The following is a 22,659-nucleotide window of genomic DNA, read 5'->3' as shown; positions in this document are numbered from 1 at the left end:
CGGCGCTCCGCGGCATCGGCCCGCGGGCCGCGGATCCGTCGGCCCCGGGGCGGAGTGACAACCCGTCCTTTCGGCCGATGCGCGGCCCGCCGTGGTCCCTAGGCTGAGAACCGTGCTCCGAGACGACCTGCGAACCCTGTGGACCGAACCCCGGCCGCCCGGCGCGACCGCCCGGGTGCGGCGGGACTGGGCGCTGCTCGCCGCGGGCCTTGCCGGTGTGGCGCTGGAGGCCACCCTGCGCGAGGACGTCGTGTGGCGGCCGGTGGCGGTGGTGTTCGCCGTATGGCTGTGGCTGCTGCCCCTGTGGCGCCGTACCCGCCCGCTGGCGATGGTGACGCTGGCGTTCGGCTCGGTGGCCCTGCTCCAGGTGGCCTGGCTCGTCGCCGGACCGCGCGAGCCCGTCGGCCTGTACACCGGCACGGTCGTGCTCGTGCTGGTGTACGCGCTGCCCCGGTGGGGATCGGGACGCGAGACCGTGCTGGGCGGCGCTGTGATCCTCGCGGTCGGCACGCTGTGTGCCGTCGCGGACGACACCCCGGTCGTCGAAAAGGTCGTGGGCCTCGTCTTCCTGATGCTGCCCGGGGTGGTCGGCGCTGCCGTGCGGTTCCGGGTGACCGCTCGCGAGCGGCAGGTGGATCAGGTGCGCTCCCGCGAGCGCGAGCAGCTCGCCCGGGAACTGCACGACACGGTGGCCCACCACGTGTCGGCCATGGTGATCATCGCTCAGGCGGGCCGGGTGCTCGCGGGCACCGACCCGTCCGCCGCCGTCGAGGCGCTGGAGGGGGTCGAGGAGGAAGGGGCGCGCACGCTGGAGGAAATGCGCGCCATGGTCGCCGCGCTGCGCGACCGCGGGGTCGGCGCCGAGCTGGCGCCGCCTGCCGGAGTCGCGGATCTGGAGCGCCTGGTGCGCACCCCGGGTGGCCGCCTCAGGGTCGACCTGGGGCTCGACGGCGAACTGGACGCGCTGTCCCCCACCGTGGACGCGGCCGTCTACCGGATCGTGCAGGAGTCGGTGACCAACGCGCTGCGCCATGCGGTCGACGCGACCGATCTCGTCGTCCGGGTCGCCGCGGAACGGCACACGGTACGGGTGAGCGTGCGCGACAACGGCCGGCGCACCGGCCGGGGTCGCGACGGATACGGACTTACCGGACTGCGCGAGCGCGCGACCCTGCTCGGCGGCACACTACGAGCCGGCCCGGGCACCGACCGGGGCTGGCATGTCGAAGCCGAACTGCCGAGAGCGAGGAGCGAGAGCGGTGTCCATTCGCGTCCTCGTCGCTGACGACCAGGCGATCATCCGCAACGGGTTGCGGATCATGCTGAACGCCCAGCCCGGAATCGAGGTGGTCGGTGAGGCCGCCGACGGGCGGGAAGCGGTACGTCTGGCCCGCGAACTGCGCCCCGACGTCTGTCTGTTCGACATCCGTATGCCCGTGATCGACGGGCTCGAGGCCACCCGGCTGGTCGCCGGCCCGGGCGTCGCCGACCCGCTGGTCGTGGTCGTCATCACCACGTTCGACCTCGACGAGTACGTCTATGGCTCACTGCGTGCCGGCGCCCGCGGATTCCTCCTCAAGGACACGGGACCGGACCTTCTGGCGCAGGCCGTACGGTCGGCGTCCGACGGTGAGGCGCTCATCGCGCCCAGCGTCACCGTCCGCCTGCTCCAGACGTTCGCGGACCTGCCCGCCGGCCGGCCCGTGGCCCAGCCCGTCTCCCCCGTCACCGCCCGCGAGGAGCAGGTGCTCCTCGCCGTCGCTCGCGGGCTGACCAACACCGAGATCGCCGATGCACTGCACATCAGCCTCAGCACGGTGAAGACGCATCTGGCCAGCCTGATGGCCAAACTCGGCGCCCGCAACCGGGTCGAGATCGCGATGTGGGCCTACGAAACGCGCCGTATCCTCCCCGCAACCTGAGCCAGGGTGCCGGGCCATGTCCCATGAATGCCCGCCCGGACATCGATGCACCGGTCGGCTCACGACGGCCGCACGTGCCACCCGCCCCAGAGCGTGACGTATCAGGAGGCCGGGAGCCCCGCGGCCCAGGCGTGATCAATACACCTGGGCCGCTTCCTGCGGCGCGTCTTTCGCCGAGCCCTCGGTGCTGCCCCCGGCCGGGTGGTCGACCGAACCCCCGCCCGTGCCGTCCGCCGGTCCGCCGATCGCGACCCTGGGCGACTCGGCGGTCGTGTCACTGTCCGTTCCGGCCGTCGCGTGCTCGGCCGAGCCCCCGGCCGAACCCTGCGCCGAACCTCCGATCGCACCTTCCCCGGAGCCCGCGGCCGCTTCTTCCCCCCGCCCCGGATAGAACTGCGCGTACCACCGCCGCAGCGCCCTGATCCCCTTCTCGTGCGGCAGCAGTACCGGCCGGGGCTGGTGGATCTTGTGGTCCCAGATCCGGACCTCCTCGCGTACCTCGCCCAGTGCCTCGGCCCGGAAGACGAGCTTGAACAGGGGGGTGAAGAAGGGAAGCCAGGCCGGTTTGCGCAGGTAGTACAGCATTCGCAGCTCGCTCGTGCGGTCGTCGACGGGTGTGCTGAGCGCGACGGCCGTGACCGACAGCACCGGCCCGTGGGCCCGCACGACCATCACCCCCGGCCCGTACATGTACGCGTCGAACGTGTTGTCGATGTTCCAGCCGAACACCCGCCTGCTGATCGTCCCCCGGGCCTCGGCGAACGGCCCGTCCTCCCGCCACTCCTGGACCGGCGGCTCACTCTGCCCGTGGATGAAGTGGAAGTGGGACTCGTCGACGATGTTCTCGCGCATCTCCTGGACATGGATCCGCGCCCGGCAGACGTCGTCGATCGGCGAGGCGAAGTCCCGTGACCCCGTCTCCCCGATCTCCGGCACCTCCCACGCCGGCTCGCCCGGCCCGGCGTACACGAACACGAGCCCGCTGTGCTCCCGCACCGGAAACCCGCCGATCGACACCTTGGGCGTCCGCGCGGCGAACGGCGCCTCCACGCACCGCCCGTCCGCCCCGAACCGCCACCCGTGGAACGGGCACTCCACCGTCCCGTCCACGACCTTCCCGCCGACGCCCAGATGCGCGCCGTAGTGCGGACAGTGCGCGTCCCGCACGGCCGCCCGTCCGTCCGTCCCGCGGAACGCGATCAGTGCCCGCCCGAAGTAGTGCAGGCTGACGACCTTCCCCGTCCGCAGCTCCCCGCTGCGCAGCACGGCGTACCACCCGTGGGGCACGCTCGGCATCGGATACTCGTCGGCACGGGGATCACGGGGCAGGGTGGTCGGATCAAGGGTCCGACTGTCATGGCGCTGCCAAAATCGCATGAGATCGATGCTAAGGGCGACCGTGATCCACGACTCCCAACTCGCTCCACCTGGCGGTCAGTTGGCGTCGACGCGCGCACTGACCGCGCGTCCCGCTACGACGGCGGCCCGTACGCCGCGACCATCACATCGAGGGCCACCCTGCTCACGTCCCGGCCCTTGGCATCCGTGGAGTTGACGCTGTAGACGAGCGTGCGGGAGCCGTCGCGGGTGGAGGCGATGGCCGCGTTGTAGCCCCAGCGGCCGCCCGTCTTGCCCCACACCTCACGCCCGCCGAGCACCTTCCTGGCCAGCCCGACGGCGTACTCGGCCGGCTTGCCGCCCGGGAAGGCGGTCACCTTCGGCACCGTGAACATCTCCTCCAGCAGCGGCCCGCGCGGCACGACCCGCCCCCCGAACAGCGCGTGGGTGAACCGCTCCAGATCCGCCGTGGTCGAGACGATGTCCCCGGCCGCCCACCCGTCCGTCACCCCCCACACGGTCACGTCCCGCAGCCCGGTCGACCCGTCGTCCAGCGTCATCCGCTGGTACCCGTGGTTGTGCGGGCCGACGATCCGCGGGTCGGCGCCCGGGAGGTAGGTGTCGCGCAGCCCGAGCGGCCTCAGCACCCGCCGGGTGACCTGCCGCTCGTAGGAGTCCCCGGTCACCCGCTCCACCAGCAGGCCGGCGATCGTGTAGCCGATGTTGAGGTAGTGCTGCCGCTCACCCGGCGCGAACTCACGCTCCTTCGCCGTGGCCGACCGCACCATCGCCTCCGGGTCGTGGACGCGGAAACGGTTCGCGTACCACTCCTCGACCGTCGTCCCCGGGAAGTCGGCCGCCGGGATGCCGTGCGTGTGATCGAGCAACTGCCGGACCGTGACCCCGCCGTACGACGCCGGAATCAGCTCCGGCAGATACGCGCGGACGCTCCGGTCGAGGTCGACCTTCCCCTCGGCGGCCAGCTGCAGCACCACGGCCGCCGTGAACACCTTGGTCACGGACCCCACCCGGAAGCGGGCGTGCGGATCGGCGGCGCGGCCGGTCGTCAGGTCGCGCACCCCCGAACTGCCCCGCCACACCCCGTCGGTGCCCCCGACCCGTACGAGCGCGGCGGTGGCGTCGGCGGCGGGCAGTCCGGCGACGGCGGCCTCCAGCGCGGCGGCCGTCGCGGGGTCCGTCCGCGACGGCGCGGTCACGGCCCCGGGGCCGCCCGACGAGGAGGCGGTGGCCGGCAGGGCCGCCGGACCCGTCACCACCCCGAGGACGAAGACGGCGGCGAGCAGTGAACGGGTGGCGCGCTTCATGGTCAACTCCGTTGATGTGAGCCGGTGTTCGCGACCCTGCGGCGGGTCGCTCTCGACGGCTCCATCCTGCTGACCGGCGGCCCCGGCGCGGATCGCCCGCGCCGGGGGTCTTCGGGGTCCGGGTGCGGTCACTTCCTCGCCGACGCGGGGGAGGAACCGGGCCGGAGGACTCCCCCGGGCGGGGGACCCGCGGCCGGGGCGCGCGCGTCCCCCGCCGCGATCAGACCGGTCTCGTAGGCGCAGATCACCGCCTGGATGCGGTCCCGCAGTCCGAGCTTGGCGAGCACGTTGCCGACATGCGTCTTGACCGTGTGGTCGCTGACGACCAGTTCGGCGGCGATCTCGGCGTTCGACAGCCCCCGCGCCAGCAGCAACAGCGTCTCGCGCTCCCGCCCGGTCAGCACGTCGAGCCGGGGGTCGGGCCGCGCGGCCCGGGCGGCGGCCGGCCGCGTGTACTGCTCCACCAGCCGCCGCGCCACGGACGGCGCGAGCAGCGAGTCGCCCCGCGCCACGACCCGTACGGCGTGCACGAGGTCGTCGCGCCGGACGTCCTTCAGCAGGAACCCGCTCGCCCCCGCGTGCAGCGCCTCGTACACGTACTCGTCGGTGTCGAAGGTCGTCAGCATCACGACCCGGCAGCCACCGTCCCCGCCGCCCGCGCCCCCGCTCTCCCTGATCGCCCGGCAGGCCTCGATCCCGTCCGTCCGGGGCATCCGGACGTCGAGCAGTGCCACGTCGGCGCGGTGCCGCCGCACCGCCTCGACCGCCGCCGCCCCGTCACCCACCTCGGCGACCACCTCGATGTCCGGCTGCACGTCGAGGATCAGCGCGAAGCCACTGCGCACCAGCTCCTGGTCGTCGGCCACGACCACCCGGATCGTCAACGCCCCGCCCCCGCTCCGGTCGTCGTGCCCGCGAGGGGCGCCACCGGTATCCGTACGCGCACCCCGAACCCCCGTCCGCCGGGCCCCGCCCCGGTCTGCGCCGTGCCGCCGTGCGCGGCCGCCCGCTCCCGCACCCCGACGAGCCCGTGCCCGCCGGCGTGCCCGGCGCGCGGCCCGCGCCCGTCGTCCGTCACCTCCACACGCACGTCGTCGTCCCCGTAGACGAGCCGCACGGAGACCGTACGGGCGTGCGCGTGCCGGACCGTGTTCGTCAGCGCCTCCTGCACGATCCGGAACACGGACGCCCCGGTGGCACCCGGCAGCGGCCGCTCCCGCCCCTCCACCTCGTGCACGACGTCGAGCCCGCTGCCCCGCACCCGGTCCAGCAGCGCGGCCAGATCCCCGATCCCCGGCTGCGGCTCCCGGGGCGCGCGCCCCTCCCCAGCGCCCTCCCCGGCCCCCTCTTCGGTCTCTTCCCGCAGCACGCCCAGCATCCGCCGCAGCTGGACCATGGCGTCCCGTCCGGCCTCGGAGATCGCGTCGAAGGCGGCCTCGGCCCGCTCCGGCGCCGTCCGCACGGCCACCGGCCCGGCCTCCGCCTGCACGATCATCAGACTCACGGCGTGGGACAGGATGTCGTGCATCTCGCGGGCGATCCGGGCCCGTTCGCGCGCGGCGGCCCGCTCGGCCTCGACACGGTGCGCCCGCTGGCGGGCGTCGGTCAGCCGCCCGAAGACGTAGGCCGCCGCGAACACGAAGGCGGAGAAGGCCAGTTCACGCGCCGACCGGCTGTTGAGCCCCACCCCCACCGGCACCGCGACCAGCACGAGCACCCCGGTGACCAGCCGTTTCCACGGCGGCGAGAGCACGGCGACCGTATAGACGATCACCAGCCCGTTGTACGGCAGCGGCTGCCCGGGCCCGTCCAGCGCCACCTGGTAGACCAGGCTGGTCACCATGATCGCCAGCAGCGCGGCGATCGGGGCCCGCCGCCGCCACACCAGCGGCACCACGGTCAGCGTCGTCAGCCCGTACGCCGCCCAGGTCGCCGGCGGCATCCCGGCCGCCCGCGGCACCACGAACGGCATCGTCACCGCCCCCTGCACCAGCAGCGCGACCCCGGCGTCGACCACCCACGGATATCCCTCCGCAAGCACCCGCCCCCGCTCCCACCACTCCCGCACGCCGCGCCCACCCCGTATGCCACTCACGACTCTCCACCTCACACCCTCCTCCGCACGGCGCGAAGAAGAACCGACCCCACCGCTTGTGAAGAAACCTGTGCGAGCCCTTACCGGCCCGTACGTGGTCCGCACCGAACGGCGACGGCATGATGACCAGCGGAGTCCGAGGGGCACCCCTGGGGTTCCAGGGCGAGCCCGAGGGAGGGTGGCATGAGGTCGCGCTTGGTGTGGATTCCGGGCCGGGGAGAACGCGCCATGGTCGAACAGAACCAGCCGTACACGGTGATCCTGCTCAAGTTCTTCGTCCTGGTCGGCCTGCTGTCCACGCCGGCGCTCGTCTTCCACTGGGGCGCGTGGCTCCCGTTCGCCGGCGCCGGCGTCTACCTGCTCTGGGAAGTACGCCGTCTCCACAGTGCGTTCGACGAACTCGCCCACCTCTGGAACGAACGGAACCAGCGGGAACAGCGGCACGGGCGGCAGCATCAGCACCCGCAGGAACAGGAACAGGAGCCGGCGACGCGCGAGAGCTGAGCGCGCTCAGCGCACGGGCGTCGGCGGCGATGCCGTACTCCGCCGCCGTACGAGCCGCGTGGGCACGAGCGTCGTACCGTGCTCCCCGCTCTCCTGCCCGTCCCGCCGGCCCTGGCTCTCCACCCCGCCCTCCCGCATCTTGCTCAGCACCCCCTCCACACACAGCCGCCCCACCTCCGCGAAGTCCTGGTGGACGGTGGTGAGGGGCGGCAGGAAGGACGCGGCCTCGGGAATGTCGTCGAACCCGACGACACTGACGTCCTCGGGAACGCGACGCCCACGCTCGTTCAGGGCCCGCAGCAACCCCAGTGCCATCTGGTCGTTCGCGACGAACACGGCCGTGCAGTCCGTCTCCTCGGCGATCCGCAGCCCGGCCCGGTACCCGGACTCCGCCGACCAGTCGCCCCGTACCAGCGGCGGCGCCTCGCACCCGGCCTCGTCGAGCGTGGCGCGCCAGGCGTTGGCCCGCCGCTGCGCCGCGAAGGAGTCCTCGGGCCCGGCCAGATGCCACACCGTCGCGTGCCCCAGCTCCAGCAGATGCCGTACGGCGTCCCGCGCGCCGCCCGCCTGGTCGGTGTCGACGACGGTGTACCGGTCCCCGGCGTCCGAGTCCGCCACCACCACCTGCACCCCGGGCGGCACCGACACGGTCGCCGCGTCCAGCAGATGCACCTCCATGATGACGATCACGGCGTCCACGGCCAGCTCCCCGAGCCGTGAGAACGCCCCGTTCACCTCGTCCTGCGTCGGTACGGCGACGGGCAGCAGCGTGACCGCGTACCCCTCCCGCGCGGCGGAGGTGGCGATCGCGTCGAGCGTGCGGATGTTCCCCAGGGTGGAGAGGGAGAAGGTGATCACGCCGAGCGTCCGGAACTCCCCGCGCCGCAGCGCCCGCGCGGCGCTGTTGGGCCGGTACCCCAGCTCCCGCATCGCGGTGAGCACCTGCCGCCGGGTGTCCTCGTTGACCCCGGCGAACCCGTTGGACACCCGGGAGACGGTCTGGGAGGAGACACCGGCGAGCCGCGCGACGTCACCCATGGAGGGCCCCTGCCGGGGCCGGGCGGAGCGTCTCCTCGTCGTGCTACGACCGTCGGTCGCGTCCACCTGATTCCCCCGACTCTTCCTGCTGGTCCGGCCCTTGTGCCACTTCCGGCACTTCCGGAACGACGTGTTGATCTCTTACCAATCCTTGACCGCCGCGATTCGGACAGTGTAGACATCCGCCTCAGTGGATGTTTACGTAAACATGCATCGAGACAAACCCTATGAGAGCGCAACGAACCGCTCCGTACCAGTCTGAACCCGTACCAGTCTGAGCCCTCAGCAGTCCGAACCGCACCACCACGCGTCGCACGAACCGCACCACGCCGAACGCCGGCCCCTTTCTCCGTGTCTCGCCGGGACGCGACCCACGGAAGAGTTGGAGTACTCGAATGGCACACCGCACCCGTACGAGACGGCTCTTGGGGGCCATCGGCGTCACGGCCCTGGCCACCGGAACGGCCATGGCCACGACCTCGCTGCCGCTGGCGCACGCCGACACGGCCGCCGTCGCCTCGGTGACGGTCCGCCCCGACCCCTCCTACAAGGCGGCCGGCTTCGAGGGCTGGGGCACCAGCCTGGTGTGGTTCGCCAACGCCACCGGCGACTACCCCCCGGAGGTCCGCGAGAAGCTGGCCGACCTCCTCTTCGGCAAGGACGGCCTCGACCTCAACATCGCCCGCTACAACATCGGCGGCGGCAACGCCCCCGACGTCAAGGACTACCTGCGGGCCGGCGGCGCGGTGGAGGGCTGGTGGAAGGCCCCGGCGGGCACCACCCGCACGGACGTCGACTGGTGGAGCGCCGACGACAAGAACGACTGGAACAAGGACGCCGACGCCACCCAGCGCTGGTGGGTCGACCGCATCAAGAACGACATCGACCACTGGGAGACCTTCAGCAACTCCCCGCCGTGGTTCATGACGGAGAGCGGCTACGTCTCCGGCGGCTTCGACTCCTCCAAGGACCAGCTGAAGGCCAGTTCGGTCGACGACTTCGCCAAGTACCTGGTCGGCGCCACCGAGCGCCTGGAGAAGGCGCACCACATCAAGGTCGACACCCTCGACCCCTTCAACGAACCCAACACGAACTACTGGGGCACCAAGCTCGGCGCGGACGGCCAGCCCACCGGCGGCCGCCAGGAGGGCGCCCACATCGGCCCGGAGCTGCAGCAGAAGGTCCTCAAGGCGCTCGCCCCGGTCCTGGACAAGTCCCGTACGGACGCGGAGATCTCCGCGATGGACGAGACCAACCCGAGCATCTTCGCCACGAACTGGAACTCCTACCCCCAGGAAGTCCGCGACCTCGTCGGCCAGATGAACGTCCACACCTACGGCACCGGCCAGCGCACCATGGTCCGTGACCTCGCCAAGGCGGCCGACAAGCCGCTGTGGATGAGCGAGGTCGAGGGCGACTGGGGCGACGGCCAGAGCTTCACCGACATGCGCCCCGGCCTGGGCCTCGCCCAGCAGATGGTCAACGACCTGCGCGAACTGGAGCCCCAGGCCTGGGTCTTCTGGCAGCCGGTCGAGGACTACGACAACATGAAGCCGGGCGGCGAGTCCGCCAAGGGCGGCAACTGGGGCTCCATCCAGATGTCGTTCTCCTGCAAGTCGACGGACACGCTGAAGTCGTGCCCCATCTACACGAACACCAAGTTCGACACGGCCCGTAACTTCACGCACTACATCAAGCCGGGCGACCGCCTCATCAAGACCGACGACACGTCGAGCACGGCCGCGGTCGCGAAGAAGGGCAAGAAGGCGACGGTCGTCCACGTCAACAGCACGACGGCACCGCGCGCGGTGACGCTCGACCTCTCCCGCTTCGGCGACGTCGGCAAGCACGCGCGGGTCACCCCGGTGGTGACGGACGCCTCCGGCAAGCTGGTCCGCCAGAAGGCCGTGGACGTCCGGGACAAGAAGGCCACCATCACGGTCCCGGCCCAGTCGGTGACGTCGTTCCTGATCAGCAACGTCTCGGGCGTCGCCACCTCCGCCGCCGAGCTGCAGGACGACCACACCTACACCCTGACCGGCGTCCAGAGCAGCAAGAACCTGGCCGTCGCCGCCGACGGCAAGAGCCTGGTCATCAAGAACCCGAACACGACCGCCGCCGCCGGCCAGCGATGGACCCTGGACCGCGTCGGCACCGGCCCGACGGACAACCGCACCCGCTACGTCCTGACCGAGGCGGCCTCCCACAAGCGCCTGGCGGTCCGGGGCGGCTCCCTGGTCGCCGAGCCCGACACGGGCACCCGCGACAAGGCCGCCCAGTGGATCCTCTCCACCACCGGCGACTCCACCTGGACCCTGGTCAACGCGGCCACCGGCCAACTCACCGACGTCGGCGGCCAGTCCACCAACGACGGCGCGGGCGTGGGCCTCTGGATCCCCAACTCGGGCTCGAACCAGCGCTGGAAGCTGACGGATGTGACGCCGGCTTCGTAGCCGCCGGAAGCGACCGGGACCCGCGTCCACGGCCCACGAGGAAGCCCCAGGCATCGTCCTGGGGCTTCCTCGTGCGCTCGTGCCCTGACGCGTTCGCACCGGACGTTCCCCTGGGCACCGTCCGATGGCCAGCCTCTCCGGGCGTCGAGCGGGGTGGTGTCTGGCGGCTCTGCGCCGGGGCCGGTGGGGTGCCGGTGCGCCTGTCGTCGAGCGCCGTAGGCTCCCGCAAGGGCTCTGCTTGAATCGGCCCATGCTTTCCACCGACGCACCGGACGAGCCCCGACAGACAGGGGAGTTCGCCGTCTTCTTCGGTGGGGCGTCCGTGGCGTGCTGGTTCTGCTGTCCGTTCTGGATCCTCGTCTCCGTGGCCGCCCTGCCCCTGGCCCTCGTCGGCCTCGCGCGGGCCTGGATCGAGTACCGGGCGTCGGCGCAGGGCCGGGCGAACAGGTCGCGAGCCGTCGCGGGCGGCGCGCTGTCCCTTCTGGGAGCAGCCGCGGCGGTCGCCTACCAGATCTTCCTGGCCACCCACCCGGACCTTCCCGTCCAGGAGTAGCGGCTCCGCCTGGCCGTAGTCCCCTCGTCTCCTTCCGACTGCTGTCCACGGTGCCGCGATCTCACCGGGCACCCGGTCCGCACGCGCTGATGGGTTACTGGGGGGTCGCGGCCGATTAGATCCGCAGCCAGGGCGAGGAGTCGTTGCGGGATGCGGAGGAGTCGGCTCGAACAGTCGAGAAGGCTTGCGTCGTGGCAGGGCTGCCCTGTGCGCCCGCTAGCCGGTGCCGCCTGGCGAACCCGGCCCCCTTGCGGTCTCACACACGCCGACGTTCGGGGTCTGGACCGTGAGCCGGGCCGGGCCGCCGCCGCGTCGGTTCCGCATCGTGTGAAGCCTCGTGCGTGGCCTCGGTCGCGAGTTCGGTCACCTGGAAAGAATGTCCGGTGCACCGAACCTCCGCCGGGCAATACCCCTCTTGAGGTGCGTAGGCGCGCATCGACCTGGCGCGCCGATTCGTACGCGAGGGGAATCCGTAACTTCATGAAGAGCAAGCTGACCGTCATGGCCCTTGCGGCCGTCGTCGCCGCCGGTACTGCCGCTACCGCCTTACCTGCCTCGGCCGCCGCCAAGGCCGCGCCCACCCGCTGCCACACGGCCGACCTGAAGGCCGGCTTCGCCACCGGGGGTGACGCCGCGCCGGAGATGGGGCAGACCGAGAAGCAGACGCAGGCGTACATCTGGTTCACCAACCAGAGTGAGCGCACCTGCACCCTGTCCGGGTTCGCCGGTGTCGACATGGTCGGCGCGCAGACGACCGACGGCACCTGGTCACTGGTGCGCTCCTCCAGGACGCCCTCGAAGCTGACCCTGGAGCCGGGTGGCACGGTGGACTTCAGCATCACGCTGCTCCCGGTGGCCGCTTCCACTCCGAAGGCGGAGAAGTTCGTTCCGGCGAAGTTCGTGGTGACCCCGCCGGACGAGACGAAGTCCTTCACCCTGAAGTGGCCGTTCGGCGGCCAGATCCTGAAGCAGGACGGCGCCACCCACCCGGGCACCTTCCTCAACCCGATCGGGCTGTGACCATCCTGACCTGCGTCTGAGCCCTCCTCAGGCGGTATCGGCGGCGGCCACCGCCGGACTCGCGGAACGAGTCCAGGCCCCTGGGCGGAGCGGTGGCCACGTCCGAGAGGTGGTACGCCCGGTGCCTTCCCTCAGACCTTGATGACGGTGATGCGGGAGCCGCACAGGGCGGTCAGGTCCTCGGGGTCCGAGGTGAGGACCGTCGTGGGGCCGGGGGCGGCGAGGGCGGTGGCGCCGAGCATGGCGTCGATGGCGTACTCGTGGCCGTGCAGGCCGCGTCGGCGAGGAGTTCGACGGCGTGGCGGGCGATGGGCTCGGTGACCGGTTCGATGACGAGACGGGAGAGGGTCCATTCGAGGGCCGGGCGGTTGATCCGGGGGTGGACCACTTCCACCAGGCTTTGGCCAGCCCTTCGATACCCAGGAGCGGGGTGGCACCCCAGGAGCGGGTCATACGGCGCTCGCACGGCCCTGGGCCTGCTGCCGTCGGGTCTCGTGGAGCTGGTCGCGCAGGGCCTGGATCTCTTCGTAGGTGACGGGCCCGTGCTCGGCCTCCGCGACCTGGATGAGCTCGTTGAGATTGTCCCGCTCGATCTGGCGTGCGACGGCGGCGGCCACATAGGCGGACAGGCCGGAGGGGCCGCTGCGGGCTTTGGCCGCCTCGGCGATGTCGCGCGGCATGGTGATCGAGTACTTACCGGTAGGGGCACTCATGCCACTCATCCTGCCTCCGATCCTGCCTCCGATCCTCCCTCTCGTTCCGCACCGAAGCCCCACATGTCACGCCATATACGCCGCGCAGAGCACCGGTCCGTCGAATCGCAGATCACGCTGACCAGCACGAACCTTGTGACAGAGACTCGGCAACTGCTTCACTGTGGCGACCTACGGGCCGTGCGGCAGTCTCGCCATCTCTGCTGCTGTCATGCCGTCATTCAGAAAGCGTGAGGCATGAACGATTCAGCGCTGATCACCACCGGCTTGCCCGTCGCGCTCGCCGTCATCATGTTCGGCCTCGGGCTCTCGCTCACCACGGGCGACTTCAAGCGGGTGGCCCGTTCGCCGAAGGCGGTCGTGTTCGCCCTGACCGTGCAGATAGCGGTGCTGCCGCTGCTCGCCTTCGGGCTGGTCGAACTCTTCGACGTGGACCCGCTGCTCGCCGTGGGCGTGATGCTGCTGGCCGCCTCCCCGGGCGGCACCACCGCCAACCTCTTCAGCCACCTGTTCCGCGGCGATGTGGCGTTCAACATCACCCTCACCGCCATCAATTCCGTGCTGGCCGCCGTCACCATTCCCCTCATCACCAACCTGGCCATCAACTACTTCGATGCCGAGGGCGACCTGGGACTGCAGTTCGGCAAGGTGTTGCAAGTGATCGCCATCGTGCTCGTCCCGGTCGGTCTCGGGATGCTCGTCCGGAAGCGCTCCGCGGACTTCGCCGCCCGCGCGGACCGCCCGGTCCGCGTGTTCTCCATCGTCATCCTGGTCGCGGTGTCCCTGGGGGCGCTGTTGGGAGAGCGGGAGAACCTCGCGGACTACCTTCGCCAAGTCGGCCTGGTCACCGGCCTCTTCTGTCTGGCGAGCCTCTGTATCGGCTACGGCGGCGCCAAGGCCCTTCGCCTGAACGAGCCCCAGGCTGTCGCCAGCGCCATGGAGGTGGGCATCCACAACACCACGGTGGCCCTCACCATCGCCCTGAGCATTCTCGACAGCACCGAGGTGGCGGTTCCCAGCGCTGTCTACTCGGTTCTCATGTATGTGTTGGCGACGGCTTTCGGCTACGCCATCACCCGGAACCGCTCAGAGAATCCTTCGACGGCGAGCTGAGCCCGTGAGCGCGTACGGAGAGGGAGGGACGGCCGTGACGACCATCGCGGTGACCGGGCATCTTGATCTGACCGAGAACACCGTCCCCCTGGTGCGGGCGGCCCTGGACGCACTGCTCAGGCCCTACGCCGCCGACGGGGGACTCGTCGGGGTGTCGTGTGTCGCCAAGGGGGCCGACACCCTGTTCGCCGAGGCCGTGCTCGCGCTCGGGGGGCGGCTGGTCGTCGTCACGCCGTCGCGGGACTACCGCCGGAACACGGTCGAGGCCGAGCACGGGGCGTCCTACGACCGGTTGGTCGAAGCCGCCGAGGAGGTCGTCGCGCTGCCCTACGAGACGGCCGGACGGCAGGCGTACGAGGCCGCCAACGCCGTACTCGTCGCGCGCGCCGACCGTCTCGTCGCCGTGTGGAACGGCGCACCGCCGACCGGCAACGGCGGCGGCACCGCCGACGCCGTCCTCGACGCCCGAGCGGCCGGCATCCCCGTGGACGTGGTGTGGCCGGACGGGGCCGCCCGGCGGGGCTGAGGGAAGCGGGGGAGAGCGGGTCCCCCGGGGGTGCGGGTGGCCGCACCCCCGGTTCGGTGAGGGCCGCATGGTCCTGGGCACTCGTGTGCGGGACCGTGGAGTGAGGCGGGTTCCGCGAGCGCACGGTTCCCAGACGGAGGGAGACTCCCCATGAAGTCGACGCGGCCTTCGAAGACGAGCGCCACCGGGACGGAGACGCACGCCCCCGAGGCACGGGACGAGAGCGGCTTCGGTCCGTTCCTCGTCGCGTGGGACCGGGCGCACCCCGCCCCCGTCTCCGACCCCGACTGGCGGCATCTGCTGGACGAGATGGTGCACCCCGGCACCACCCGGGCCTTCCACCGGCTGGCCGAGGCCAGGGCGGTCGCCTGAGACGTCGTCGTCCTGACCACGTCGGGACGAAGTCAGGACGAAGCCCCAGGACGAAGTCAGGACGAAGCCCCAGGACGAAGCCCCAGGACGAAGCCCCAGGACGACGTCAGGACGACGTCAGGACGACCGGCGGCCGCGTCGCCCGCGTCGCCGCGTCATCGCGACGTCAGGACGACCAGCCGCTGCGTCGCCCGCGTCATCGCGACGTAGTGGTCCACCGCCCCCTCGATGCCCTCGCCGAAGTCCTCCGGATCGATGAGGACCACGAGGTCGAATTCGAGGCCCTTCGACAGCTCGGGGGTCAGGGTGCGGACCCGGGGCGACGTAGGGGTCGTACGGGGCGACCCCGGCGCCGCGATGACGCAGGCGATACCGTCCGCGTGGGTGGCCAGCCACGTCTCCAGGGTCTCGTCCAGGTCCGAGACCGGGCCGTGGACGACCGGGACGCCCCCGCTGCGGATCGAGGTAGGGACGTTCGCGTCGGGAAGCATCGCCCGGATCACCGGCTCCGCCTCCGTCATGATCTCCTCCGGCGTCCGGTAGTTGATCGTCAGGGACGCCAGGGTGACGCGGTCGAGGCCCACGCGCTTCAGGCGTTCCTGCCAGGACTCCGTGAAGCCGTGCCGGGCCTGGGCGCGGTCGCCGACGATGGTGAAGCTCCGGGACGGGCAGCGCTGCAACAGCATCTGCCACTCCGCGTCCGTCAGCTCCTGCGCCTCGTCCACGACGACATGGGCGAACGGACCCGCGAGCAGGTCGGGATCGGCGACGGCCAGCTCGGAGTCGTCCACCAGGCTGACCTGCGCGTCCTCGCCCCGGAGCATGTTCACCAGGCCGATGCCCTCGTCCCCGTCGGCGCCGGAGTTGGCCACGGCCTGGACCAGGTTGTCGACGACCTGGCTCATGCGCTCACGCTGCGCGGCGAGGGTCGCCGCGTGGCGGCGCTTGCGGCGGGCCGTCTCCGGGTCGCCGAGGCGCTGACGGGCCGCGTCCAGGAGGGGAAGGTCGGACGTCGTCCAGGCCTGGGGCTCCTCGCGCTGGAGCCGCTGAACCTCCTCGCGGCCGAGCCAGGGCGCGCACATCCGGAGGTACGCCGGCACCGACCACAGGTCTCCGACCAGGTCCGCAGCTTCGAGGAGGGGCCAGGCGCGGTTGAAGGTCGTGACCAGGTCGCGGTGTTGGAGGAGTGACCTGCGCAGGAGCGCGGGGGTGGGGGCGGCGGAGGTCTCCGGGTCGGGATCGGGGTCGGCCTCGGCGTCGTGCTTGTCCGTCAGGATCGTCAGGAGCTCCTCCCAGACCTGGTGCCTGGCCTCGTTGTGCGGGGTGCCGGGTTCCGCCGCGTCGAAGGCGGCCGCCCAGTCCTCGGGACTCAGCCAGATGTCGGACCAGGGGGTGGTGACCGTCATGCCCTTGGCGGGGGGTTCCTCGTAGAAGCGGACGGCCTTCTCGATCGAGCCCACCAGAGCCGCCGACGACTTCAGGCGCGCCACCTCCGGGTCGCTCTCCGTACCGGCCGCCGCCCCCTCCGCGACCAGGTCGCGCAGGATGCACGTCTGTACGCCCTCCTCGCCGAGGCTCGGGAGCACGTCGGCGACGTAGGAGAGGTACGGGCGGTGCGGACCCACGAAGAGGACGCCGCCCCGGCGGTGGCCGAGCCGGGGGTCGGAGTGGAGCAGGTACGCCGAGCGGTGCAGGGCGACGACGGTCTTGCCGGTGCCGGGGCCGCCGTCCACGACCAGCGCGCCCCGGGAACTCGCGCGGATGATGGCGTCCTGGTCGGCCTGGATGGTGCCGAGGACGTCCCGCATGCGCTCCGACCGGTTGGTGCCGAGGCTGGCGATGAAGGCGGACTGGTCGTCGAGGGCCGCGGCGTGGTGGCCGGTGAGTCCGTCCAGTTCGTCGCGGGAGAACACCTCGTCCCAGTAGTCGCTGATCCGGCCGTTCGTCCAGCGGTAGCGGCGGCGGCTCGTCAGGCCCATCGGGTTGGCGTGGGTCGCGCCGAAGAACGGCTCGGCGGCCGGGGAGCGCCAGTCGATCAGCAGACGGCGGCCGGTCGCGCTGTCCGTGAGGCCGAGGCGGCCGATGTAGACGGGGTCGGGGTCGTCCGGAGTCACCATGTGGCCCAGGCACAGGTCCAGCCCGAAGCGGCGCAGGGTGCGCAGGCGGGCGGTCAGACGGTGGACCTCCGTGTCCCGGTCCATCGCGTGCCGGCCCATCCCGCCGGGAGCCCTGCGCGCGGCGTCGAGCTGGGCGGACACCTCGGCGATCGACTGGGCGAGGCAGGCGGCGAGCGCGGCGAAGTACCGCTCGTCGGCGGCGATCAGCGCCGGGTCGGCCTTGGCGGAGAGGCGGTCGGGGAGGTCGAACGCGCTGGGGCTGGTGGTCGGGGGGTTCATGTCAATCGCTCCGAACGCTCCGAATGGGGGGTTGTCTACGACCATGGGTGCTGCTGGGTGTCCTGCCTGCGGTGTTACTGGTCCTCCTGGGGGTGTGTGGGACAAGCCTGCACGGTCGGTGGTGCAGGGTGCGTGGTGGGTCGCTCGGTGGTGTCGCCCGGCGGGTGGGTGGCTCAGCCGCGCACGACCGTGTCGAGGAGCAGCTTCGCCGCCACCGCCGCCCCGTCCGTACGGACCGTGGCGGCGACGTCGGCCGCCCGTACGCGCGTCCCGGGCGCCAGGGCCACATCCAGCGCCGCCGACAGGGACGCGAAGGTCGGGGCCGGGCCGTCGTGCGCCGCGCCGATGCCGAGGGCGGCGACCCGGCCCGCGAAGTACGGCTGGTCCCCGCCCTGGGCCACCACCACCTGCGGCGCGCCCGCCCAGGCCGCCGTGGTCGTCGTACCCGAGCCGCCGTGGTGGACCACGGCGGCGACCCGGCGGAACAGGGCGTGGTGGTTGGCCTCGCCGACGACGAAGCAGTCGTCCCGGTCGTCGACCGGCGCCAGCTCCGCCCAGCCCCGGGAGACGACGGCGCGGCGGCCCTGTGCGCGGACGGCCTCGACGCAGGCGCGGGCGGCGGCCCCGGAGTCGCCCAGAGCCATGCTGCCGAAGCCGACGTACACGGGTGGTGCGCCGGCGTCCAGGAAGGCCGTCAGCTCGGGCGGGAGCGGGCGTTCGTCGGGCACGATCCAGGTGCCGGTCTGGACGACGCCGGGGGCGGATGATCCCTGTCGCGGGTCCGGGGCGGGGCCACGAGACGCCCCCGCGTCCCACGGGTCGAGCACCGGGTCCGTCGCCAGCCACGGGTGATCGGTGAAGACGTGGTCGCGCACCTCGTCCACCGGTGCCAGACCGACCGACGCCCGCCGCTCGTTGACCACCTCGCGGAACAAGTCGTTCGCGCTCCGGGCGTCCACGTCCCACAGCGCACGGTTGTCGGTCTCGTCCGGCGGCAGAGGCCTGCCCGGCCGCGGCATGGGCGGATGGTGCGGTGACGGCAGGGAGACGGACTGGAAGCTCGCGTACACGTACGGGATGTCCAGCCTGTCGGCCACCGCCCGCACACAGGCGGCGGCCGGGAGCAGGCCCGTCGCCACCAGCACATCGCAGCCCTCGGCCGCCTCGGCGACGGTGTCGAACCGCGCGAGCAGCTCGGCCGCGCGCCGGGGCACGCCGTCCGCCGTCGGCGGCGTGGCCGCGGTCATCAGCGCGCGCACCGGCCGACCGAACGGCACCAGCGGTACGTCGACCCCGGCCAGCCGTCGCGCGAACTCCTCGTCCGGCGGCGCGCACACGCGCACCTCCACGCCGAGTTCGCGCAACCGGACCGCCAGCCCCAGCAGCGGCTCCAGCCCTCCACGCGAGTCGTAGTTCGCCAACAGCACACGCATGCAACGCCCCCGGTTCCCCTCGACACTGGCTCAGGCCGGAGATTCTGCGCCACGACGGGGGCCTTGCCGCAAGCCCCCCGGTGCGCTATACGTTGAGAGTGGCAAGGAGAGCGTGACCTCCTTGCCTTCGCTTTTGCCCGGGCGCCGAGGGCGCGCGACGCCACGTGGTGGTCACAACGCGGCGGAGCGCTGAGGGTCCGTACACGGCCGCGGCTCGGGTGGGGCTTCTCGCGCAGTTCCCCGCGCCCCTGAAAGCCGGGCCCTGCGGGCCCGAAGCCACGCATGAGCCCCTTGCACCGTCAGGACCCCTGGGCCAGGTGCACCCCGCCCCCCGGACCCACTGAGCCGAGACCATCGAGCCCGGCAGCGCTCGTTCACAACCTCGGATGGGAAGCCGGTAGCAAGGCGATCCCAACCACCCCCAACGCCCTCGCACCAGTCCCGCCTTTGGGCTCCCCGGCACTCCTGAACAGCAGTTGTCCGCCCCTCTGAGGCGGCACTCCACCACTCTCCCGCGGATTCATCCATGTGAACACAACTCACGTACCAGTCTATTGACGTGTCCAGAACATCCTCCGACACTCAACTGGAGAAAGCGCTTTCTGACTCTCATCGGCCAACCCGTCCAGGAGATCAACGATGCATACGACGCATATGAGACCCGTCATGGCGACGGCGAGCGCGGCTCTGGTGGCAGGCCTGCTGGTCGCGGCGGCCGGTACGGCGGCGCGGGCCGCGAGCGCGCGGTACGAGGCCGAGGTGTCGCCGGCCGTCTGCACCGGCACGATCGACTCCGACTGGGCCGGATACTCGGGCAGCGGATTCTGCAACGGCACCAACGCCGCCGGGGCCTACGCGCAGTTCACCGTGACCGCACCCGCATCGGGCACGGCGACCCTGTCCGTACGGTTCGCCAACGGCACCACCGGCGCCCGGGCCGCGAGCGTCACGGTGAACGGCACCACCGCCGCGACCACGTCCTTCGAGAGCACCGGCACCTGGACGGCGTGGACCACCAAGACGCTGACCGTGCCGGTGACGTCGGGCAGCAACGTCATCCGCGTCAACCCCACCGCCGCCACCGGCCTGCCCAACATCGACTACCTCGACGCGACCGTGCCCGACGGCGGCACCACGCCCCCGCCGTCGACCGGCTCCACGCTGTACGTCGCGCCGAGCGGGACGGACTCCGCGGCCGGCACGATCTCCGCCCCCACCACCCTGACCTCGGCGATCAGCCGTATCACCGCGGGCGGCACCATCTACCTGCGCGGCGGCACGTACGCCCAGGCCGCGACCGTCACCATCCCGGCCGGCAGCTCCGGAACCGCCGCCGCCCGCACCAAGCTCTCCGCCTACCCGGGTGAGAAGCCGATCCTCAACTTCTCGGCCCAGAGCGAGAGTTCGTCGAACCGGGGCCTCCAGCTCAACGCCTCGTACTGGCACGTCTCCGGGCTGATCGTCGAGCGCGCCGGCGACAACGGCATCTACGTCGGCGGCAGCGACAACATCATCGAGCGGACCGTGACGCGGTTCAACCGGGACACGGGGCTGCAGTTGGGCCGGATGGCCTCCACCACCCCCGCCGCCGACTGGCCCTCGGACAACCTGATCCTGAGCGCCGAGTCGCACGACAACGCCGACTCCGACGGCGAGGACGCGGACGGGTTCGCGGCGAAGCTCACCACCGGCACGGGCAACGTCTTCCGCTACGCCGTGGCCCACAACAACATCGACGACGGCTGGGACCTCTACACCAAGACGGACACCGGCCCCATCGGCCCGGTGACCATCGAGGACTCGCTCGCCTACGTGAACGGCACGCTCACCGACGGCTCGCAGGCCGGCAACGGCGACCGCAACGGCTACAAGCTCGGCGGCGACGACATCGCCGTGAACCACGTCGTCCGGCGCAGCATCGCCTACGACAACGGCAAGCACGGTTTCACGTGGAACAGCAACCCGGGCTCGATGGCGGTCTCCGGGAACGTGAGCATCGACAACACCGAGCGGAACTTCAGCTTCGACGGCGGTACGTCGGTGTTCCGCGACAACACGTCGTGCCGCAGCGGCAGCGGTACGAACGACCGGATCATCGGCAGCTCCGACAGCTCCAACCAGTTCTGGTCCGGGACGAACGGCTCCCGCTGCTCCTCGTACTCCGGCGGCCTGCACTGGTCCTTCGGCGGCGACGGCAAGCTGAACGTCACCTTCGGATAGTCCCCGCCCCGCCGTTGCCCCGCCCTCGCCCCTGCCCGTGACGGTCCGCCCTCACGGACGGGGGCTCTCCCCTGCCCGACCGTCGCCGGAACCCGGACCCGGACCCGGACCCGGACCCGGACCCGCACCCGCACCCGCACCCGCCCCGTCCACGAAGGCCGTCACCGCCCGCGCGTACGCCTCCGGATGGGTCACGTGCGGGATGTGGCCCGCGCCCTCGAACGTGAACGTGTCCGCCTGGGGGAGGGCCTCCATGAGCCGCCCGGTGATCGGGGCGAACCACGGCGGACTGTCCGTGCCCCGGGTCAGGAGGACCGGGCCGGTGTAGGCGGAGAGGCCGGCGAGGTCGAGGTCCGCCCAGTGCGGGTCGCCGTGCTCGTCGAGGAACGTGGGGGCGTTGGCCAGGAACGTCTGCCGCACCGGGGGCGGCAACCGGTCCCAGGTGCCGGGGCCGAGGGCGATCTCGTCGGTGAACCGGCGTGCCGCCGCCAGGGGTTCGTGTGCGCGGAGGTGGGTGAGGACGGAGGCGAACCGCTCGCCCACGGCCGTCATGAGCGGCCGTAGGCGGGGGTCGTCGGGGACGATGCCCGTGAGCGGGGGGTCGTGCGCCACGATTCCCCGGAAGAGGCCGGGGCGGCGCGCGGCCAGACCGAGGGCTGTCGAGGCGCCGAAGGAGTTGCCGGCGACGTACGCAGGGGCGAGGTCCAGGGTCTCCATCAGGGCGGCCAGGTCCTCCTCGTCCTCGCGCCGGGCGCCCTGTCCCGGTGGACGTTCGCTGCGGCTGTGGCCGCGGCGGTCGTAGACCAGGACGCGGAAGCGCCCGGCGAGGGCGGGGAGGACGGGGAGCCAGTTGTGGTGGTCGCCCCAGGAGCCGTGCACCAGGACCAGCGGGTCGCCGGACCCGGCCACCTCGTAGAAGAGTTCGACGCCGTTTGCCTCGGCCCTTGGCACGCCCGGTCTCCTCGTTCGTCGGTCCACTGGGGGGTTGGTGCTGTGGACTTCAACGAGGGGGCGCCCCGCGCGGCACTGTGACGCCGGTGCTCAGCCCTGGGGCTCGCCGATGTTCACCATCCACGGCACGCCGAAGCGGTCCGTGCACATGCCGAAGACGTCGCCCCACATCTGCTTGTCGAGGGGGACGGAGACGCTGCCGCCGGCGGAGAGCTTCTCCCAGTAGCCGCGCAGTTCTGTGTCGTCGTCACCGCTGAGGCTGACGGAGAAGTTGGACCCGGGGGTGTACTCCATGCCGGGCGGGGTGTCGGCGCCCATGAGGGTGAAGCCGCTCGGCGTCTCCAGCATGCCGTGCATGATCTTGTCGGAGACCGGGGTGCCGGGCTGCCCGAAGTCGCCGAAGGTGTTCAGCGTCAGATCGCCGCCGAAGACCTCCTGGTAGAACTCCAGCGCCTGCCGGGCGTCGCCGTCGAAGCTGACGTAGGGGTTGAGTCGCGAGACCACGAGAACCTCCTGAAGGGACTCGGAAACTCCTGAAAAGGAGCAAACGGTCAGTTGTCCGGAGACTAGCCCCGGCCACTGACAACGGCATGCCGTGGCCTCTGTCACAAACGCCTGTCGGCGCGTCAAGTCTTCACAAAGTACCCATGGGTAGCGGGAGTCCCTCCTGTTACTTTCGCTTTCAAG

At 71.6% G+C, this 22,659-nt stretch carries 20 protein-coding genes and 1 pseudogene; 10 read left to right on the top strand and 11 right to left on the bottom strand.

Translation table 11 applies throughout. The annotated features are described in order from the left end of the window. Nucleotides 1–112: 112 nt before the first annotated feature. Nucleotides 113–1,285: a sensor histidine kinase gene (locus ACWCRJ_RS00470; RefSeq protein WP_450937170.1), complete on the top strand. Its 1,173-nt coding sequence runs from the start codon at nt 113–115 to the stop codon at nt 1,283–1,285. Continuing rightward, nucleotides 1,260–1,922, top strand: a complete 663-nt coding sequence (locus ACWCRJ_RS00465) for a response regulator (RefSeq protein WP_450937169.1) — start codon at nt 1,260–1,262, stop codon at nt 1,920–1,922. Before ACWCRJ_RS00470 ends, ACWCRJ_RS00465 begins: the two co-directional genes overlap by 26 nt. Nucleotides 1,923–2,057: 135 nt before the next feature. Here ACWCRJ_RS00465 and ACWCRJ_RS00460 read toward each other — a convergent pair whose 3' ends face one another. The 4 genes from ACWCRJ_RS00460 to ACWCRJ_RS00445 form a co-directional block, all read right to left on the bottom strand. Next, nucleotides 2,058–3,299: a Rieske 2Fe-2S domain-containing protein gene (locus ACWCRJ_RS00460; RefSeq protein ID WP_450937168.1), complete on the bottom strand. Its 1,242-nt coding sequence runs from the start codon at nt 3,297–3,299 to the stop codon at nt 2,058–2,060. Nucleotides 3,300–3,394: 95 nt separating this feature from the next. Further along, nucleotides 3,395–4,585, bottom strand: a complete 1,191-nt coding sequence (locus tag ACWCRJ_RS00455; protein WP_450937167.1) for a serine hydrolase domain-containing protein — start codon at nt 4,583–4,585, stop codon at nt 3,395–3,397. Nucleotides 4,586–4,713: 128 nt separating this feature from the next. Beyond that, complete coding sequence (locus ACWCRJ_RS00450) at nt 4,714–5,469, bottom strand: response regulator (protein WP_450937166.1); 756 nt, start codon at nt 5,467–5,469, stop codon at nt 4,714–4,716. After that, nucleotides 5,466–6,680 (bottom strand): sensor histidine kinase, encoded by a 1,215-nt coding sequence (locus ACWCRJ_RS00445; protein WP_450937165.1) that lies wholly within the window; start codon nt 6,678–6,680, stop codon nt 5,466–5,468. The genes ACWCRJ_RS00450 and ACWCRJ_RS00445 overlap by 4 nt, the downstream gene beginning before the upstream one ends. Nucleotides 6,681–6,863: 183 nt before the next feature. Between ACWCRJ_RS00445 and ACWCRJ_RS00440 the strand changes: the two genes are divergently transcribed. Then, nucleotides 6,864–7,184, top strand: a complete 321-nt coding sequence (locus ACWCRJ_RS00440; RefSeq protein ID WP_450937164.1) for a hypothetical protein — start codon at nt 6,864–6,866, stop codon at nt 7,182–7,184. Between the two features lie 6 nt (nt 7,185–7,190). Here ACWCRJ_RS00440 and ACWCRJ_RS00435 read toward each other — a convergent pair whose 3' ends face one another. Continuing rightward, the gene (locus ACWCRJ_RS00435; RefSeq protein WP_450937163.1) at nt 7,191–8,222 is read right to left on the bottom strand and encodes a LacI family DNA-binding transcriptional regulator; all 1,032 of its coding nucleotides are present in this window, start codon (nt 8,220–8,222) and stop codon (nt 7,191–7,193) included. Between the two features lie 395 nt (nt 8,223–8,617). On the opposite strand from ACWCRJ_RS00435, the gene ACWCRJ_RS00430 reads away from it, so the two are divergent. From ACWCRJ_RS00430 to ACWCRJ_RS00420, 3 genes are all read left to right on the top strand, one after another. Further along, the gene (locus tag ACWCRJ_RS00430) at nt 8,618–10,675 is read left to right on the top strand and encodes an RICIN domain-containing protein (RefSeq protein ID WP_450937162.1); all 2,058 of its coding nucleotides are present in this window, start codon (nt 8,618–8,620) and stop codon (nt 10,673–10,675) included. 250 nt (nt 10,676–10,925) lie between these two features. Continuing rightward, a complete protein-coding gene (locus ACWCRJ_RS00425) occupies nt 10,926–11,228 on the top strand; it encodes a hypothetical protein (RefSeq protein WP_450937161.1) in 303 nt (100 codons plus the stop codon). A gap of 480 nt (nt 11,229–11,708) precedes the next feature. After that, on the top strand, nt 11,709–12,248 hold the full coding sequence (locus tag ACWCRJ_RS00420) for a DUF4232 domain-containing protein (RefSeq protein ID WP_450937160.1): 540 nt from the start codon (nt 11,709–11,711) through the stop codon (nt 12,246–12,248). A gap of 131 nt (nt 12,249–12,379) precedes the next feature. Here ACWCRJ_RS00420 and ACWCRJ_RS00415 read toward each other — a convergent pair. Beyond that, nucleotides 12,380–12,648 (bottom strand): annotated as a pseudogene (locus tag ACWCRJ_RS00415) (type II toxin-antitoxin system VapC family toxin); the annotation flags it as partial. 49 nt (nt 12,649–12,697) lie between these two features. Beyond that, the gene (locus tag ACWCRJ_RS00410; protein ID WP_450937159.1) at nt 12,698–12,961 is read right to left on the bottom strand and encodes a CopG family transcriptional regulator; all 264 of its coding nucleotides are present in this window, start codon (nt 12,959–12,961) and stop codon (nt 12,698–12,700) included. A 237-nt stretch (nt 12,962–13,198) separates the two neighbouring features. Between ACWCRJ_RS00410 and ACWCRJ_RS00405 the strand changes: the two genes are divergently transcribed. From ACWCRJ_RS00405 to ACWCRJ_RS00395, 3 genes are all read left to right on the top strand, one after another. Further along, nucleotides 13,199–14,074 (top strand): bile acid:sodium symporter family protein, encoded by an 876-nt coding sequence (locus ACWCRJ_RS00405; protein ID WP_450937158.1) that lies wholly within the window; start codon nt 13,199–13,201, stop codon nt 14,072–14,074. A gap of 34 nt (nt 14,075–14,108) precedes the next feature. After that, the gene (locus tag ACWCRJ_RS00400; protein ID WP_097249726.1) at nt 14,109–14,600 is read left to right on the top strand and encodes a hypothetical protein; all 492 of its coding nucleotides are present in this window, start codon (nt 14,109–14,111) and stop codon (nt 14,598–14,600) included. A gap of 150 nt (nt 14,601–14,750) precedes the next feature. Further along, on the top strand, nt 14,751–14,972 hold the full coding sequence (locus tag ACWCRJ_RS00395) for a hypothetical protein (protein WP_450937157.1): 222 nt from the start codon (nt 14,751–14,753) through the stop codon (nt 14,970–14,972). Between the two features lie 155 nt (nt 14,973–15,127). Here the strand turns inward: ACWCRJ_RS00395 and helR are convergent, their stop codons facing one another. Next, nucleotides 15,128–17,368 (bottom strand): RNA polymerase recycling motor ATPase HelR, encoded by a 2,241-nt coding sequence (gene helR / locus ACWCRJ_RS00390; RefSeq protein ID WP_450937156.1) that lies wholly within the window; start codon nt 17,366–17,368, stop codon nt 15,128–15,130. A 173-nt stretch (nt 17,369–17,541) separates the two neighbouring features. Beyond that, nucleotides 17,542–18,801, bottom strand: a complete 1,260-nt coding sequence (locus ACWCRJ_RS00385; protein ID WP_450937155.1) for a glycosyltransferase — start codon at nt 18,799–18,801, stop codon at nt 17,542–17,544. Nucleotides 18,802–19,455: 654 nt separating this feature from the next. Here ACWCRJ_RS00385 and ACWCRJ_RS00380 point away from each other — a divergent pair. Next, nucleotides 19,456–21,021 carry a carbohydrate-binding protein gene (locus ACWCRJ_RS00380; protein WP_450937582.1) on the top strand — a complete coding sequence of 522 codons (1,566 nt, stop codon included), beginning with the start codon at nt 19,456–19,458 and terminating at the stop codon, nt 21,019–21,021. Between the two features lie 51 nt (nt 21,022–21,072). Here the strand turns inward: ACWCRJ_RS00380 and ACWCRJ_RS00375 are convergent, their stop codons facing one another. Together ACWCRJ_RS00375 and ACWCRJ_RS00370 are read right to left on the bottom strand one after the other, a co-directional pair. Beyond that, the gene (locus tag ACWCRJ_RS00375; RefSeq protein WP_450937154.1) at nt 21,073–21,972 is read right to left on the bottom strand and encodes an alpha/beta fold hydrolase; all 900 of its coding nucleotides are present in this window, start codon (nt 21,970–21,972) and stop codon (nt 21,073–21,075) included. 90 nt (nt 21,973–22,062) lie between these two features. Beyond that, entirely contained in the window at nt 22,063–22,476 is a 414-nt protein-coding gene (locus ACWCRJ_RS00370) for a VOC family protein (protein ID WP_450937153.1), read from the bottom strand. Between the last annotated feature and the right edge of the window lie 183 nt (nt 22,477–22,659).

This window comes from Streptomyces sp. NPDC002324 (genome assembly GCF_053593335.1).
This window is presented reverse-complemented; position numbering and strand designations above follow the sequence as displayed.